Genomic DNA, 16,087 nt, shown 5'->3' with positions numbered 1-16,087 from the left:
GCCGGCCAGTCCTTCACACCTGATGTCGGCAAAACGCATGCTCGCCAACCCGAAGGCGGCAGCCACCGTACGAGCCAGACACCAGATGCAAAGGATCCAACCACCGCGATAGCGGCTACCTCACCCTGACACTGAGCCCACCGTAGCAACACCCACGCAAGCAGCCGATTGCCATCTCGGAGGTCACCGGTCATAAGCATGGGTGTTGAACCTCCGGTGGCCGGACCAACGTGGCTTGCGGAGGCGGTGGGCGACCGCCGTGCGCGTATCGGGCCCAACTTCTGGCCGAAGGCGGCACAATGACGCTATGTCCACTGCGGTGTGGATCGTCATTGCGGTATTCGCCTTCGGGGCCGTCGCCGGCGGGCTGTTGAGCATTCGGGCCTGGCTGCAGAAGCCGGCGTCTCCCGAAGTGATCGAGGCCGCGCACCGTGACGACGACAAAGAGGATTGACGGATCGGGTGTCGGGCTTGCCCCTGGATTCGGCAGTGTGGATCGGACCGGTCGGCTGTACGCCGTCGACTCTGGTCGCTCATATATGAGCCAGGATCGCCCGCGCTGCGCGCTCTGCGATCAGCATGACCGGCGCGTTGGTGTTCCCGGAAGTGATGGTGGGCATCGCCGAGGCATCCACCACGCGAAGGCCCGCAACGCGAAACACGCGGCAGTCGGTGTCGAGCACCGTGGTGTCCGACCGCGGCACACCACGCGCGTCGAAAGCTCCCATGGCGCAGGTGCCCACCGGATGGAAGATCGTGGTCCCCAGTTCACCCGCTGCCGTCTGCAGGTCATCGTCGCTCACCAGTTGCGGGCCGGGCAGCATCTCTTCGCGGTGGTAGCGGGCCAGGGCCGGCGCCGCCATGATCTGCCGGGTCATCCGAAGGCCGCGCACGGCGACGTCACGATCTGCGTCGGTGGACAGGTAGTTGCACGAGATCTTCGGGTGGGCCAGCGGATCCGCATCGGCCATCCGCACGTGGCCCCGCGAGGTGGGTCGCAGATTGCAGACCGACGGAGTGATGGCGCCAAAGGGGTGCAGGGGTTCGCCGAACTTCGCCAATGACAAGGGCTGCACATGCCACTCCAAGTCGGGGCTGGCCAGCGCGGGGTCGCTTTTCGCGAAGGCCCCCAGCGTGGACGGCGGCATGGTCAGGGGCCCCGATCGCAGCAGCAGGTACTGAATCCCCATGCCCGCCCGGGTGATCCAATTCCGGTACAACGTGTTGACAGTGCGCGCGCCTCGAACACGGTAAACGGTGCGAAGCTGTAGATGGTCCTGCAGGTTCTCGCCGACTCCGGGCAGATCGACGACCACCGGCACGTGATGCTGGGCGAGCAGCCCGGCCGGGCCCAGACCGGAGACCTGCATCAGGTGCGGCGAGCCGATGGCGCCGGCGCTCAGAACCACCTCCCGGCGGGCCCGGACGTCGACATGCTGGCCGTCTTTGAGCAGTCGCAGGCCGGTGACGCGGTGCTGGGCCGTGGTCCAGGCGCCGCGGCGCTGATCGTCGCGGACCTGCTCGTCCATCAACAGCTGTAAGGCCTGGGTCTGGGTGTAGACGGTGAGATTGCGGCGGTGGGAGATCGGATGCAGGAACGCGTCGGCCATCGACCAGCGCCGGCCACGCCGTTGATTGACGTGGAAGTACGCACTGCCGGAGTTGTCGCCGCGGTTGAACTCGTCGATCGGCTCGATGCCCAACTGGGCGGCGGCGGCCTGCCAGGCGTCCAGGATCTTCCAGCGCACCCGCGGCCGTTCGACGCGGATCTCACCGCCGGCGCCGTGCCAGTCGTCGGCTCCGCCGAAGTAGTCTTCCAACTCCTTGTAGATGGCCAGTGTCTGGCCAGGACGGTCCGGGCCACCCCACAGCCATCGTTCGTCGCCGGTAGCCTGCGCCCAGAGTTCGTAATCGCTGGCCTGCCCGCGCATGTGGATCATCGCGTTGATCGACGAGCAGCCGCCGATCACGCGGCCCCGCGCGTAGAGGATGCTGCGCCCGGCCAGACCTGGATCGGGTTCGGTCGTGAAGCACCAGTCGGTGCGGGGGTTGCCGATTGTGTACAAGTAGCCCACCGGCACCTTGATCCAGAACCAGTTGTCCGTGCCGCCGGCCTCAATCAGGAGCACACGGTGATCAGGGTTGGCGCTGAGCCGATTGGCGAGCAGGCAGCCCGCGCTGCCTGCGCCCACGATGATGTAGTCGAACTCGGCCACAGGGCTGGTATCCGGCACCGTTCCTCCATTGCCGTGGGATGTGTGTCCCAGTGTGCGCGATGACGGCCCGGTCCAAGCGCATCCCGTTGTATGCGAGCTTGCCGACATCGGGTCAGTCGTTGCGAATGGAGGCGCAACCACGGTGGGGAAGTACTGCGCAGAGTGGAGCGTGGTGAGCGGATCGTTGTGACGCGTGATGGTGCGGCGGCGGCCGAGCTGAGGCCGGTGGTAGATCCGCCGCGACGCCGGGCAGAAGCCGGCATCCCCGCGATTGCCCGTCGCGCTCTGTGCGGTGAACGAGGGCCACCGGCGAACGATGAATCACCGGTCACGGGCAGCCGCGAGAAGCTGACTTTTCGGTGGCGACCTATTTCGAGAGCGCTCGCAGCTGCCGCGTGATCCAAACCTCAGTCAATCGGCGAGTTGCGGCGCTCACTTTCCCAGAATCCTGCGGGGGCGCACGGTAGCCCTGCGTCCCGCAGCGTCAGGATGCCTGCGGGTGCTGCAGCTACGTTGTGGACCGCGTTGACCGCGGGCATCGCCGTCATGGTGTCCCATTCATGGTTGCCCCAGTGTTCCGGTGGAACGAACCGAATACGAGTCTGCACCTCCGGCTCGCCGGCGATGACGACGTGATAGTGATCGTCGTCGAACACCCAGTCGCCGTTGAGCTTCTCGGTCAGATACCAGGCCACGCGCGACTCAATGACCGTCTTGCCCTTTACTTTCGCGTTCCAGCCGCCTCGGATTGCCGCGATGGTGTCCTTCTCCATGCGGAACCATCCGAGGTCAACTGTTTCGGAGGCGGTCTGGTGCTCGACGACGAACTCCATGTCATCCACTCCGAAGCCGAGAGCAAACGCCATGCGTCGGACCGACTCGGCGAAGGTGGTGAATCCGAACTCGGCCAAACCGGCGACTTCAGGCGTCACCTCGGGCTGTCCCATACCCAACGCTTGCCATGTTTCCGCTGACTCGTAGACGGAGACATCTGCCGATTCGACGATCGACACCTTCTGCACGTCTCGGCACACGGCGGTCATCGCCGTCACCATGGTGTTGATCCAGCCGGGGTTGACGCCGGTGATGTACAACGAGCTGTTTCCCCGTTCACATGCCGCAGCGAGCTTCTCCCTTGTCTCGCCTCGGATTCCGCCGACGTTGAGGAACAGGTTCGTGCTGATGACGTCGAGGCCGCTTTCCAGTAGCCGAACCGCGTGGTCCAGGTCGGCCATGAACGGCGTGTAGAGGACGGTGTCGGCATTCAGCGCGATCAGCGCATCGATGTCCGTAGTGGCAAGCACACCGGTCCCTTGCCTGCCACACAGCGGTCCGGCGTCGGTCCCTGCTTTCTCGGCCGAGTAGGCGTAGACCCCGACCAGTTCGAGTCGGGGGTCATCGAGAATCCCTCGCATGCTCAGCTTGCGGACCTTGCCTGTGGTCCATTGGATGACGCGCAGCTTTTCCACCGAAGTCCTTACTGATAGTTACGGCACGACACGTGCCGTTAGTGGCAATGTACAGCTTAAGCTGTCCGGATGGAAGAAGTGAATCGCCGCGGAAGGCCTCGCAGTCAGGCGACCCACGACGCGATCCTCGACGCCGTTTGCGACATCTTGGTTACCGGCGGCTATTCCGAGGTATCGATGGATCGCGTTGCCACCGCCGCCGGAGTCGGGAAACACAGTTTGTATCGCCGCTGGGCATCGAAGGCGCCCTTGGTCGCTGAAGCGGTCATGAATGCTTACGGGCAGCAGAGCCCGCTGCTACTGCCAGATACCGGTGACGTCGAGGCCGATTTGAGGACTTGGCTGCTCGGACAAGCAAGATATTTCGGGTTGGAACGTAACGTTGCCCTCAGCCGGGCGCTTGCGGTTGCCTCAGCAGACGATGCCGGAGCCAACGAAGCACTCGACCGTCAGCTTGCCGGACCGCACCGAGACGCCCTGCTGCGCAGACTCCAAGCGGCCGCAGCGGCCGGCGAAATCAGAGCAAACACCGACATCGAGGCGGTCGCGGAAGCGCTCATCGGCGCCATGTTGTACCGAATCTTCAACCGCGCCACGACTGTTGACGATACCATCAGAGTCTTCAACGGAATCATCGACGCTCTGATACTCGGTTTGCGGAAAACGTAACATCGGGGAGCATGTCGGCGCGAGCGCCAGGGTCGTGTCAGGGCGATGCAAAGAAAATTGGTGCACGGAGGGACGTGTCCGACGACTTAGTCTTCGGTCATGGGCAAGGGGACAGTAAACGATTCACTACAACGGGCCTACGCGGCGATGGTTTCCGCCGATGTCGGTTCGTTCCTGCGCGCACGCGGCTTCGACATATCCGATTCGAGGTTCGAGCGGGAGCGCGGGCAGCTCTACGACGTGATTCACCTACAGCCCGACCGGCACAACGGCACCTTGTCGTGGCATGGATTCTTCGTCAACGTCGGCATCGGATCAGCGGAGGTCGATGCCGCGTGCCCTGGATACGAACGAGCGAGGCATCCCCTCAAAGGTTCACTACTGCAATGTCGTTGGGAACATCTAGCGCCCGATCTGCCGTACGAGGTGCGGTTCGACCATCGCACCGACATGCGGCAGTTCGCCGCTGCGCTCTGCGACGGCTTAGACCAGGTACTGGTCGAGATGGAAAAGATTGCCACCACAGAGCACTTGGTGCGATACGCCGTCGACAACAACTTGCTCATCGAATACGACAAGACCTGCCGGTATCTCGCTGCAATCAATGCCATCGACACACTGGCCGAATACGTGACAACGCTGCACGATTGCTTCGGACATCAAGACCGCTGGTCGATCTTCAGCCGCAACATCAGCACGGCTGCGGGACGCTGGGCGCCGGAACTGCGAAAACGTGGATTGCTCGACCCGATTGCCGCCAGTGGCGGGTTTGCGCCTCCGTGACGGCGGTGCGACTACAGCGTGCCACCGCATCGGTGAGCCGCAGGGCGGGGTTGGCGCCACAGCCACGAGCGCGCAACCAGCTGACATCGCGTGCGGCAGAGTCGCTTGGAAAATCGACCCCGTTGAGGCGGACCGTAATACCGGGTGGTTTGTACTTCACGCTCCGTAATCGGATCTGACCTCAATCCCGCACGCCGATCGCGTCTGCAATGACTTCGCGGGCATCTGTGTCGTACGCGAGAGATGCCACGTGTACCGGGACACCGAGGACAGGCGGTCGGCGGCGCCGAGTACAGAAGAGAGGATTCCGATACCCAAATCAGCTAGGGGATGACTCAGATACTCAGGGTGGGGGCTAGGGCAGCGTCGAGAATCTTCGTATCGCGTGTCGCGATAGTGAGATTGCGGCGCAGCGCCTGGGCGACGATCACGCGGTCGAATGGATCCTTATGATCCCAAGGGAGACGGCCGGCCAAGATCGCGTCGGGTGACTCGATGGGCAATTCGGTAGTGCTCATGTCAGAGATGATGTCGGCCCAGGCCGACAGGAGTGCCTCACCGTCAAGGCGCCCGAGTCGAGTCTTGATGGCGATCTCCCACGCGGAGGCGGCGGTCACCCACACGTTGCTGTTCGCGTCGGCGATAATTGCCAGCGCCGAGGCGTCCAGATCGGCCGGACTGCTCGCCAGCCATAGAAGTGTGTGGGTGTCCAGCAGCACGTTCACGATTGATCGCTCTCCCAGCGAGCCAGTTCGGAATCGGGCAGTGGCTCGTCAAAATCCCCGGGCACCAGCAGGTTTGGCAACTGCCCGAACTTTCGCGGCACCGGCTCGACAGGCACCAGCTTGGCGACGGGGCGACCGTGATTCGTGATCGTCACAGCCTTGCCTGTCCGTTGGACTTCGGCGAGCAGGGCATTGAGCCGATTCTTGGCCTCCGTGCTCGTCACGGTCGTGTCCACGCATAGAAATTAGCAGAATAACGCTAAATGCGCTAGCGCTAATAGCGCGATTTTGGGCCCGACCACCGCCGGTGGGTAGTTGCCGAGCAGATCGAGCGCCGCGGGCGTGATCATGTCCCGTCACGCGCACCCAGAGGGGTGCAAGCACTGTGCGAGGTGACTGACCCGAACTGCTGCCCCTAGATCGGTCGCTCGCCGGGAACGGCGCGAATCGACAGACTCCTGCGCTGGGCCGACACGATGTTCGGTCATGGCCATAGCGCGCAGGCCCATGCCGCAAATAGCGGCGAGCGTAAAGCCCTGCACGGCAACCGAAGACGATGGGAGGAGTGGTAGCCGGCCGGCACGAATGGATGAATCCGGGCGATGATCAATCCGATGCAATATGCAGTAGTTCACTGGTAACCGCCGTAATCGATCCCGCCGTATTCCTGCTGGGCTGAGCGGCGCCGCAATTCCGTAGGGACGAGCGAGTTTGCTGCAGAGCCATAGGGGGCTATCGGCGGGTAGTCGCTGTGAAGTTGCCGCCGCCTAACGAGAGCAGGCTCGCGTAGCACCCTCGCTGTCTTACAAACCGTCGTACAATGTTGCCATGGCCGACACGATCACATTCCGACCCGACGAAGACACATTGAGAGCGCTGGAGGTCTTGACCAAAGACGGCACGGCGGTATCTGCGGCCGTTCGATCTGCACTTATCGACGCCGCACGACGGAAGGCCGGCGCGGCGATTCGCGCCGAGGCGGAAAGGCTTGCCGAAGACGAATCCGACCGCGTTGAGGCCATGCAGGTGCTGCGCGACATGGAGACGCTGCGTGCGTGGTGAGGTCTTTCAGTTACATGCCCCGCGGGGGAGTCGCGGTCACGAGCAGTCCGGTTCCCGCTACGCTGTAGTAGTCCAGCCAGATCACCTACCCCTGTCTACGTGGCTGGTTGCACCAACATCCACGTCGGCTCGTGCCGCCACCTTTCGTCCCGAAGTTGAAATCGGCGGCGTGAACACCCGCGTGCTTGCCGAACAGGCCGCCGCAGTCGACCCGGGCCGACTCGGCAAGAGCGTCGGGTTCCTAAGCTTCGATGAGATGCGCCGCGTTGATGCGGCACTGCGCATCGTCCTCGATCTATGAGCGTCGGACCGCCTCGATAGCCTATGGATGTGCGCACTGCAGTCCAGAATCAAACCACGGCGTACCGAACGAGATCCTCCGTAAACCATTGCCGTCGGGAATATTTGACCAAACTAGGCCGAAGCCGTAGGTGAGGTCGTATTCTCCCGACCCCGCTTGGGCCACGGAGGGCAGTTCGGGTGCCACATATTCGCCAGATGAACACGGCGTAGTTTAGTTGACATAATGTGGCTTATCGGTAGTTGGGTGACCTGGGTGATTGGACCGCGGCCCGGATGGCCCGGATTCGCCCCTCGTCCGCTATGTGCGCGTTTCCAACCAACGTCGTCGGCGTGCCGCCCTGAGTCCCTCGGTGGCGCCGCCATCCAAGTACCGGCTTTTCGTCTGCGGCGGCCGATACGCCCGGACGTGTTTTCAGACATGCGCTTCGGCTACAGCCCCGCCACCACCGGCTGCAGTCTCCCAACAACGTCACAGTGACGTAATGGCTGGTCGCGACCCGGTCGGTGAATACCGCTGCTGCACAGATTGTTTCGCGACCCGGGACCATTCCATCACGTGATGAAATGGTCATCGTCGAGAGACGAGGCATTGATGGTTCGAGCTACTCCCGGTCGAGACGGTGCGGACCCGCGCATGGCGGCGGCCAGGTGATCGTGGCGCCGCTCTCGCGGACACCCCATTTGCGTTTCGATGGCTGCCGCATGTGCGGGTGCGAATCCTTCACCGGGGTGATCGCCACCGCGACCCACACCGCCGTGAGCGCCGCCGCGGCCACCGCGGACACACCGGCCGAGGTCGCCAGGAGCGCGTCCGCCGAGCTGGTACGGGACCACCAGAACGCGCCGACGCCGGCGACGGTCGACACCCCGGACAGGGAGGCTGCCGCGACGGACCACCGGAACCGGCGGCGCCGCAGCGTGACGACCGAACAGATCGCGGCGCCGGCGCCCAGCGCGGATGCGCCCAGCGGTAAACCCTCGCCTACCACCCATGCGGTGATGCCGGTGATGATCAGCACCGCGGTCGCCGCCCATGCCACGCGCCGTGCCCAGATGGGCAGATAGACGTCGTCGAGTACCCGGTGTTCAATCTGCTTGAGGGTCGCCTCGATCGACTGGTCGCGCGACCGCAGACGGAACACGGGGGCTCACCTCCTCGACAAATGCCTGGTGTTGAGGATAGTCGCGCCCACAAACCGCCTGCTCAAAACTTGCCGTCCAGGTACTCCGCGTAGGCCGGCAGATCGAGCTGACCGTGCCCGGACAACCCGATGACCACCACCTGCTCCCGCGGATCGTCCGCGACATACTTGGCCGCCGCCGCGATGGCGTGCGTCGACTCCGGTGCCGGCACGATCCCCTGCGTGCGGGCGAACTGCACACCGGCAGCGAATGCATCGGGCTGCGAGACCGCCACGCCCTCAACCAGACCCAGCTCGACGGTGTGGCTGAGCGCCGGCGCCATCCCGTGGTAGCGCAGTCCGCCGGCGTGGATCGGGTCGGGCACGAAATCCATGCCCAGCGTGTGCATCTTGAGCAGCGGGGTCAGCCCGGCCACGTCGCCATGGTCGTAGCGGTACTCGCCCTCGGTGATCGACGGGCACGCAGACGGCTCGGCGGCCACGATCCGCGGGTTCGACCGACCGTGAATCATTTCTCGCAGGAACGGGAACGACAGCCCGGCGAGATTGGAACCGCCTCCGGCGCACCCAAATACGACATCGGCGCCGTCGGCCTCCACCAGCGCCAGCTGCGCGACGGCCTCCTGGCCGATGACAGTCTGATGGAGCACCACGTGGTTGAGCACGCTACCCAGCGCGTAGCGGGCCTCCGGGTCCGCCGCGGCAACCTCGACCGCCTCACTGACCGCCATGCCGAGGCTGCCGGTAGTGTTCGGATTCTTGGCCAGGATGGCCCGCCCGGCTTCGGTGAGCGTCGACGGGCTCGAGTGCACCGTGCCGCCGTAGGTGCGCATCAGGTGTCCGCGATAGGGCTTGGACTCGTACGAGGCACGGACTTGCCATACCTCGACCTCCAGGCCGAATTGCGCCCCCGCGAAGGACAGCGCACTCCCCCATTGCCCGGCGCCGGTCTCGGTCGTCAACTTCCGCACACCGTCGATGGAGTTGTAGTAGGCCTGCGCCACCGCCGAGTTGGTCTTGTGGCTACCCACCGGGCTCACGCCCTCGTACTTGACGTAAATATGGGCTCCGGTGTTCAGGGCCTTCTCGAAGCGCCGGGCACGGATCAGCGGCGACGGACGCCACATCGTGTAGATCTCCCGCACCTCTTGCGGGATCTCGATGTAGGTCTCGGTGGCCACCTCCTGCGCGATCAACCCGCTGGCGAACAACGGCGCGAGGTCATTCGGGCCGACCGGTTCCAAGGTGGCGGGGTGCAGGTGCGGCGGGATCGGCTCGTTAAGCTCAGCCGCCAGGTTGTACCAGTGCGTCGGCACCTCGACGGTGACGAGGTCCGGATGGGTGGCGTCGAGCTGTTCGGTCATGCCGGACACCCTAATCGTCGCGTTTGCGCGGCTGAAATATCCTGGTCGAGACGACGTCGCCGTCGGCAGAAGATGCCGCCGACGATCGCGCGGATCGCCTCAGCCGGCACCGTGGACATCGTCATCAGCCGTCCATGGCGTACCGCATCGACCGGGCGAGACGGCGCGGGTGAGCGGCACCGTCGACGGTTCGCCGCGGTCGACGACTCGCTGCACGATGGTCTCCATCGCGCTCGGGCCTCGGCGGCGATCGGACCTTCGACCGTGTCGGTGCTAGTGCTTAAGCTTCCCGACCAATGGGCGCTGATCCACTCTTGAAGACCTCGGCCAGTCAAACAGGGGGCAGTTTCCTCGTCGAGAGCGGAACGACATGGGCAAGGGGGTTGGCGCGGTGACGCCGGATCCGATCGAACCTGAGGCTAATACGCCGCTCATTCTCGAGCTGGCTGAGGGCAGCCCATCGTCCAGCCGGACAGAGGCCGAGATCATCGCGCGCCCCGAGGCACGAACCCTCGATGACGCCGCCACCGCCCGTCTGCTCGCGCGCCTGCCGGCTCCGCCGGAGCCGCCCGCAACTTCGGAATCCGGGTTCACCCTGCGCGAGGCGTCACAGCCGCGCCCGAGGCCCGGCCATGTCGCCGAAGTGCCATTCCCGCCACCTGCCGGCGCGGAGGGTGATCAGCAGCGACCGGCGGTCGTCCCACCCGCACTGGAGGTCGTGCGGTATCAACCCGCAGGCGAAGTCGAACTCGCTCAAGGGGTCTCGATTACGTTCTCCGCGCCGATGGTCGCCCTCGACAGCGTTGATGCCGCGGTGGTGGTGGAGCCGCCCGTACGGCTGGACCCGCAGCCGCCGGGCGAGTGGCGCTGGATGGACCCCCGGACCCTCGTCTTCGTGCCTCAGCACGAGCGCATGCCCATGGCGACGGCCTACCGGGTCGAGATTCCGGCCGGGACCAAGGCCGCCGCGGGTGCGGCGCTCGAGCAGGACGTCGCATTCGACTTCGCAACACCCGCGCCTCGGCTCGTTGCCCGCCATCCCGAGGGACGCGACGTAAGACCCGACGGCGTCGTGCTGCTCGTGTTCGACCAGCCGGTGGACGCGGAGGCAGTCCTCGCGCGGACCACGGTCACAGCCGGGGAACACGAGACGGCCTTCCGTGCTGCCACTGCCGACGAGCTCGCCGCGGATGCCGTCGCGGCCAGGCGGGCGGCCGGGGTGCCGGAGGGGCGCATGGTTGCCTTGCGCCCGCTGGCGTCGTTCCCGCTCGACACGACCTGCACAGTGACGCTCCAAGCGGGCCTGCGGTCACTCGAAGGACCGGCGACCACAACGTCGGCGGTCACTTGGGACTTCGCCACACCCGAGCCGTTCCGTGTGCACGGCCTGGAGTCGGGCTGGCGTGGCCGGAACTCTGTACCGGGCGCCACCTGGCACATCGCGCTCAGCAACGAAGTGGACCCCGCGTCGTTCGAGGAGGCGATGGTCAGCGTCGAGCCGCCGGTCGAGCGGCTCGTGGCGTCGGTCTCCGGGTCGTACGTCCTCGTGGCTGCGGCGTCGCTGGCCGGGCAGCGCTACCACGTCACGCTGGACCCGGCGCTGCGCGACGTGTTCGGCCAAACGCTCGAGCCGTCGAACCCGGTGCCGGTGGATGTCGGGGCGCCGGAGCCGCGGCTGGCGATCCTCGGCGGCGATCATGTGATCCTGGATCCGGCGGGCGCCCCGGTGCTCGCGGTGCGCACCATCGGCCTCGACCGGGTCCGGGTGCGGGTACATCTGGTCGGGCCGCGCGACTGGCCGGCGTGGCAGAAGCGCTGGTCCGGTGACGATCTCAAGCTGCCGGGTGAGCGGGTCGCAGAGCTCGTGCTGAAGGTGCCCGGCGGCCGGCGGGCATGGTCCGACGTGGAGGTCGACCTGACCCCCTGGCTCGACGACGGGCTCGGGCAATTCGTCGTATCCGTCGAGCCGAAGGACCGAATGGCCAAGCAGGATCGGCGGCGGCTGACTGCCGCGTCCTGGGTCCAGGCAACGCGTCTCGGCGTGGACTCGCTCGTGGATGCGACCACGCTGCGGGCGTGGGTCACGGATCTCGCGACCGGCACACCAGTTAGTGGTGCGACGGTGACGCTCGGTGCCGCCTCGGCGGTGAGCGGGCAGGACGGCACCTGTGCGCTACTACTGTCCGACCTGCCGGAGCCGGTGCTGGCCGTGCGGCTGGGTCGAGACCTGGCGTTGCTGCCGTCGGGCGGGTGGCGGGGCGGCTGGCAACGCGGTGACCTCAGCGACCGCGCGGCCTGGCTCGTGTTCGACGATCGCGGGCTCTACCGCCCCGGTGAGCAGGTGCGCCTGAAGGGTTGGCTTCGCACGCTCACCGGCGGACCGACTGGAGACGTCGCGCCGGCTCCGGGTCGACTCGAGGAGGTCACCTGGACGGCCTGGGATGCGTCGCACAACGAGATCGATTCGGGCTCAGCGCATCTCGACGGGCTGGGCGGGTTCGACATCACCATCGGCCTGCCCGAGACGGTGAACCTCGGACAGGCGCGGGTGGAACTGGACGCCCGCGAAACGTGGTTCTGGCGCCACGAATTCAGGATCGCTGAGTTCCGGCGCCCCGAGTACGAGGTCAGCGCGTCCATCGCGCCGGACCGGGCCATCGCCGGCGAAACGGTCACGGCATCAACGCGGGCCGCCTATTACGCGGGCGGCCCGCTGTGTGCCGCGCCGGTCAACTGGTCGGTCACCGCGACGCCTGCGCGGTACAGCCCGCCCGGTTGGGACCGCTTCACGTTCGGCAGCGCGGCGCCCTGGTGGCGGTGGGATGCATGGGACGACGACAGCGAGGAGGTCAGCGCCTGGTTCCAGGGGTTGACCGGCGACGACGGCAGCCACCACCTCGAGATCTCCACGGCGCCCGGCCCCGAGCCCCGCGCCTGGTCGGTGTCGGCCGAAGCGACAGTCCAGGACGTCAACCGCCAGGCGTGGACGGCATCGGCGTCGGTCGTGGTCCACCCATCGACGCTGTGCGTCGGGCTGCGGTCGGAACGCTCGTTCGTCACGGGCGACCGCCCTCTCGAGATCGAGACGGTCGTCGTGGACCTCGACGGCGCTGCGCTGCCGGGGATTCCCGTCAGCGTGCGCGCCGAGCGCCGGGAGCACCGCCAGGTGGCCGGGCAGTGGCGCGAGGTGGCCGCCGAGACAGTCGAGCGGAAGACTCTGAGCGGGACCGACGCGGTGGGCGTGTCGCTCGAAGGCCTTACACCCGGCCGGTGGACGGTGGTCGTCGAGGCGGCCGACGCCGACGGACGAGCGCACCGCAGCACCCTCGAGTCCTGGGTGGGCGGCGCGGGTGCAGGCGCGGACCTGCAGGTCAAAGGCGATGAGCTGCAACTGATTCCGCACCGGCCGGCCTACATGCCCGGCGACGTGGCCGAGGTGCTGCTGCTGGCGCCCTTCACGCCGGCCTACGGGCAGGTGCTCTTGGAGCGCGACGGCGTCGTGCGCACCGAGCCGCTGCATGTCACCGACTCCTTTCACACCCTCCGCATCCCGGTGGAGGACGCGTTCACCCCCGGCGTTGACGTGCACATTTTGTTGACCGGCGCCGTCGCGCGCTCCGATGCGCCGGCCGGTGTCACGCGGCCCGCCTTCGCCTCCGGCAGCGTTCACCTCTCCGTGCCGCCGGTTTCCCGGACGCTGGCCGTGGCCATCACGCCTCGGTCGCCTGGTCTCCGGCCAGGCGAGGAAACCGTGCTGGACCTGGCGGTCACCGGTGCCGATGGAGCCCCCGTGGCCGGCGCCGGTGCCACCGTGATCGTGGTGGACGAGTCCGTGCTGGCCGTCGCGGGGTACACCAATCCGAACCCGCTCGGCGTGTTCTACCCGGGGCGGGATGCCGGTGTGGAGACGACCCGGTCGCGACCGAGAGTGCTGCTCGCACGGCCCGACACGCTCGCGCTGACCGAGGAGTCGGAACCGGACTTGGCTCTGGAGGATGGACCGCCCACCGGCGCAGTGATGCCCTCGCCTATGGCCCTGGCGATGGCGGATCGAGGCGCCGCCGTCTCGCCGCCGATCCGTGCCCGGACCGACTTCAGCGCGCTCGCCTTGTTTGCGGCCGCCGTCACCACCGATGCGAACGGTCGGGCCGCCGTCCCGGTCACGGTCCCCGACAACCTCACCCGCTACCGCGTCCTCGCCGTCGCGACCGACGGGGTTGCCCGGTTCGGTGTGGGCGAGTCCTCGCTGACCGCCCGCCTGCCCCTGATGATCCGCCCGTCGGCGCCACGCTTCCTCGCGTGGGGCGACACGTTCGAACTGCCGGTGGTCGTCCAGAACCAGGCCGACGTGCCACTCGAGGTCGACGTGGCCGTGCGAGCGAGCAACGCGGCGCTGACGGCCGGTGGCGGACGCCGCCTCGTCGTGCCCGGCAACGACCGGGCCGAGGTCCGGTTCCCGGCCACCACCGACGCGGTAGGGCAGGCCCGGTTCCAGGTCGCCGCCGCGGCAGGCCCGGACGCCGACGCCGCCACGGTGACCCTGCCCGTACGGTCGCCGGCGACAACCGAGGCCTACGCGCTGCACGGTGTTCTCGACGAGGCCGCGCTGGAGCAGCCCATCCGGGCACCCGCCGGCGCGGTCCCGTCCTTCGGAGGGCTCGAGGTCACGACATCCTCGACCGGGGTTGCGGCCCTGGCCGACGCCGTCGCGTACCTGGTCGCCTACCCGTTCGACTGCGCCGAGCAGTTGGCCTCGCGCGTGCTGGCCATCGCCGCCCTGAGCGACGTGCTGGCGGCCTTCGGTACCGAGGGGCAGGCTTCTCCGGCGGAGTTGGAGGCGGCTGTCCGACGCGACATCAAGGTGCTGACGGCGCGCCAGGGTGCAGACGGCGGTTTCGGCTGGTGGCGGCCGACCGAGGAGTCGTGGCCGTACATCAGCGTGCACGTCGGCAACGCGCTCGCTCGCGCACGGGCGAAGGGGTTCGAGGTCCCGGAGCCGGTGTCGACCGCCCTGCTCGGCTACCTGCGGACCATCGGGCGGCGATTCCCCCGCGACTACCCGGCGAATGCCCGCGCCGTGATCGAGGCCTACGCCATCTCCGTCCGGGCGGCGCTCGGCGACCCGGATCCGGCGTCGGCCCGCCAACTGGTCGTCGCCCACAGCGTGCCGGGTCAACGCGCGGACGGCGCGTTGTCCGTCGAGGGACTCGCCTGGCTGCTGCCAGTCCTGGCCGCCGATCCCGACTCACATCACGAAACGCGCGAGGTCCGGCGGGAACTCGCCAACCGCGTGGTCGAGACGCCCGGCGCCGCATCGGTGGCCGTGCGGTACGAGGACGGCGCCCATCTGCTGCTGGCGTCGGACCGGCGCGCCGACGCTGTCGTCCTCGAGGCGCTGATCGCGGACCAGCCCGACAGCGACCTCATACCCAAACTCGTGGCAGGACTGCTGGGCCACCGCACGGCGGGCCGATGGGCGACTACCCAGGAGAACTCGTTCGTGCTGCTGGCGCTCGGCCGCTACTTCGACACCTACGAGGCCGTCACGCCCGACATCACCGCGCGGCTGTGGCTAGGTGAGGACTTCGCCGGCGAGCAGGCGTTCCAGGGCCGGTCCGCCGACCGGCGCCACCTCGTCGTCCCAATGGCGACGTTGTCAACCGGGATGGGTGCACGAGATGTGCTTCTCGCCAAGGATGGTCCCGGACGGCTCTACTACCGGCTCGGTATGCGGTATGCCCCCGCTGACCTCGCCCTCGAGCCGCTCGACCGTGGGTTCGAGGTGTCCCGGACGTACGAGGCGCTCGACGACCCGGCCGACGTCCACCGCGACGATGACGGGACCTGGCACATCCGGGCCGGGGCCCGCATCAGGGTCAGCCTCCTCATGACCGCACGGGCGCGGCGCTACCACGTCGCCCTGGTGGATCCACTGCCTGCCGGACTCGAGCCGCTCGACCCATCACTGGCCACCACCGCAAGGGACGCGGCGCCCGACGGGTCCGAGGTCGGTGTCATCGGCGGACCGGGGCTCGGCGGACCCGGACGCGGTGCTGGCCATTGGTGGTGGTGGAGCCGGCCGTGGTTCGACCACGAAAACCTGCGCGACGACCGCGCCGAAGCGTTCACCTCGCTGCTGTGGGAGGGCTCGTACCGGTACCGGTACACGGCCCGCGCGACGACCCCGGGCACGTTCACCGCCGGGCCGCCCAAGGCCGAGGAGATGTACTCACCCGAAGTATTCGGCCGAGGCGCCACTGACCGGGTGGTCATTGAGTAGCTCGCCGGGCCGAAGGTGTTCCGATTTCCGATAACCGATTGCGGCCCTGCCCGCTGGTGGTGTCGATTGGGTGC

Annotated in this window: 13 protein-coding genes; 6 read left to right on the top strand and 7 right to left on the bottom strand. The window is 67.1% G+C overall.

Annotated features, from left to right (window positions below):
* The first annotated feature begins 307 nt into the window (after positions 1-307).
* Positions 308-454, top strand: a complete 147-nt coding sequence (locus tag AU195_RS25885) for a hypothetical protein (protein ID WP_172800450.1) — start codon at positions 308-310, stop codon at positions 452-454.
* Between the two features lie 79 nt (positions 455-533).
* Here the strand turns inward: AU195_RS25885 and AU195_RS02635 are convergent, their stop codons facing one another.
* Positions 534-2,216, bottom strand: coding sequence for a GMC family oxidoreductase N-terminal domain-containing protein (locus AU195_RS02635; RefSeq protein ID WP_157531002.1), 1,683 nt, complete (start codon positions 2,214-2,216; stop codon positions 534-536).
* Positions 2,217-2,623: 407 nt separating this feature from the next.
* Positions 2,624-3,631 (bottom strand): NAD(P)H-dependent amine dehydrogenase family protein, encoded by a 1,008-nt coding sequence (locus AU195_RS02630; protein WP_172800452.1) that lies wholly within the window; start codon positions 3,629-3,631, stop codon positions 2,624-2,626.
* A gap of 123 nt (positions 3,632-3,754) precedes the next feature.
* On the opposite strand from AU195_RS02630, the gene AU195_RS02625 reads away from it, so the two are divergent.
* Both AU195_RS02625 and AU195_RS02620 read left to right on the top strand, forming a co-directional pair.
* On the top strand, positions 3,755-4,354 hold the full coding sequence (locus AU195_RS02625) for a TetR/AcrR family transcriptional regulator (protein ID WP_059157499.1): 600 nt from the start codon (positions 3,755-3,757) through the stop codon (positions 4,352-4,354).
* 99 nt (positions 4,355-4,453) lie between these two features.
* The gene (locus AU195_RS02620) at positions 4,454-5,137 is read left to right on the top strand and encodes a DUF4304 domain-containing protein (protein WP_059157498.1); all 684 of its coding nucleotides are present in this window, start codon (positions 4,454-4,456) and stop codon (positions 5,135-5,137) included.
* A gap of 335 nt (positions 5,138-5,472) precedes the next feature.
* Here the strand turns inward: AU195_RS02620 and AU195_RS02615 are convergent, their stop codons facing one another.
* Both AU195_RS02615 and AU195_RS02610 read right to left on the bottom strand, forming a co-directional pair.
* Entirely contained in the window at positions 5,473-5,862 is a 390-nt protein-coding gene (locus AU195_RS02615; protein WP_059157497.1) for a type II toxin-antitoxin system VapC family toxin, read from the bottom strand.
* Positions 5,859-6,098: a type II toxin-antitoxin system Phd/YefM family antitoxin gene (locus AU195_RS02610; protein ID WP_059157496.1), complete on the bottom strand. Its 240-nt coding sequence runs from the start codon at positions 6,096-6,098 to the stop codon at positions 5,859-5,861. The genes AU195_RS02615 and AU195_RS02610 overlap by 4 nt, the downstream gene beginning before the upstream one ends.
* 592 nt (positions 6,099-6,690) lie before the next feature.
* Here AU195_RS02610 and AU195_RS02605 point away from each other — a divergent pair.
* On the top strand, positions 6,691-6,924 hold the full coding sequence (locus AU195_RS02605; protein ID WP_059157495.1) for a hypothetical protein: 234 nt from the start codon (positions 6,691-6,693) through the stop codon (positions 6,922-6,924).
* On the top strand, positions 6,914-7,225 hold the full coding sequence (locus AU195_RS02600; protein WP_059157494.1) for a type II toxin-antitoxin system PemK/MazF family toxin: 312 nt from the start codon (positions 6,914-6,916) through the stop codon (positions 7,223-7,225). The genes AU195_RS02605 and AU195_RS02600 overlap by 11 nt, the downstream gene beginning before the upstream one ends.
* A 604-nt stretch (positions 7,226-7,829) precedes the next feature.
* Here AU195_RS02600 and AU195_RS02595 read toward each other — a convergent pair.
* The 3 genes from AU195_RS02595 to AU195_RS25570 form a co-directional block, all read right to left on the bottom strand.
* Positions 7,830-8,369: a hypothetical protein gene (locus AU195_RS02595; protein WP_059157493.1), complete on the bottom strand. Its 540-nt coding sequence runs from the start codon at positions 8,367-8,369 to the stop codon at positions 7,830-7,832.
* 62 nt (positions 8,370-8,431) lie between these two features.
* A complete protein-coding gene (locus AU195_RS02590) occupies positions 8,432-9,733 on the bottom strand; it encodes a TrpB-like pyridoxal phosphate-dependent enzyme (protein WP_059157492.1) in 1,302 nt (433 codons plus the stop codon).
* A 607-nt stretch (positions 9,734-10,340) separates the two neighbouring features.
* The gene (locus AU195_RS25570) at positions 10,341-10,490 is read right to left on the bottom strand and encodes a hypothetical protein (protein ID WP_157531000.1); all 150 of its coding nucleotides are present in this window, start codon (positions 10,488-10,490) and stop codon (positions 10,341-10,343) included.
* Between AU195_RS25570 and AU195_RS02585 the strand changes: the two genes are divergently transcribed.
* On the top strand, positions 10,452-16,013 hold the full coding sequence (locus tag AU195_RS02585) for an alpha-2-macroglobulin family protein (RefSeq protein ID WP_353612149.1): 5,562 nt from the start codon (positions 10,452-10,454) through the stop codon (positions 16,011-16,013). The two genes, AU195_RS25570 and AU195_RS02585, sit on opposite strands and share 39 nt — an antisense overlap.
* Positions 16,014-16,087 lie beyond the last annotated feature (74 nt).

It is taken from the genome of Mycobacterium sp. IS-1496 (assembly GCF_001499995.1).
In the GTDB taxonomy this organism is placed as follows: Bacteria; Actinomycetota; Actinomycetes; order Mycobacteriales; family Mycobacteriaceae; genus Mycobacterium.
This window is presented reverse-complemented; position numbering and strand designations above follow the sequence as displayed.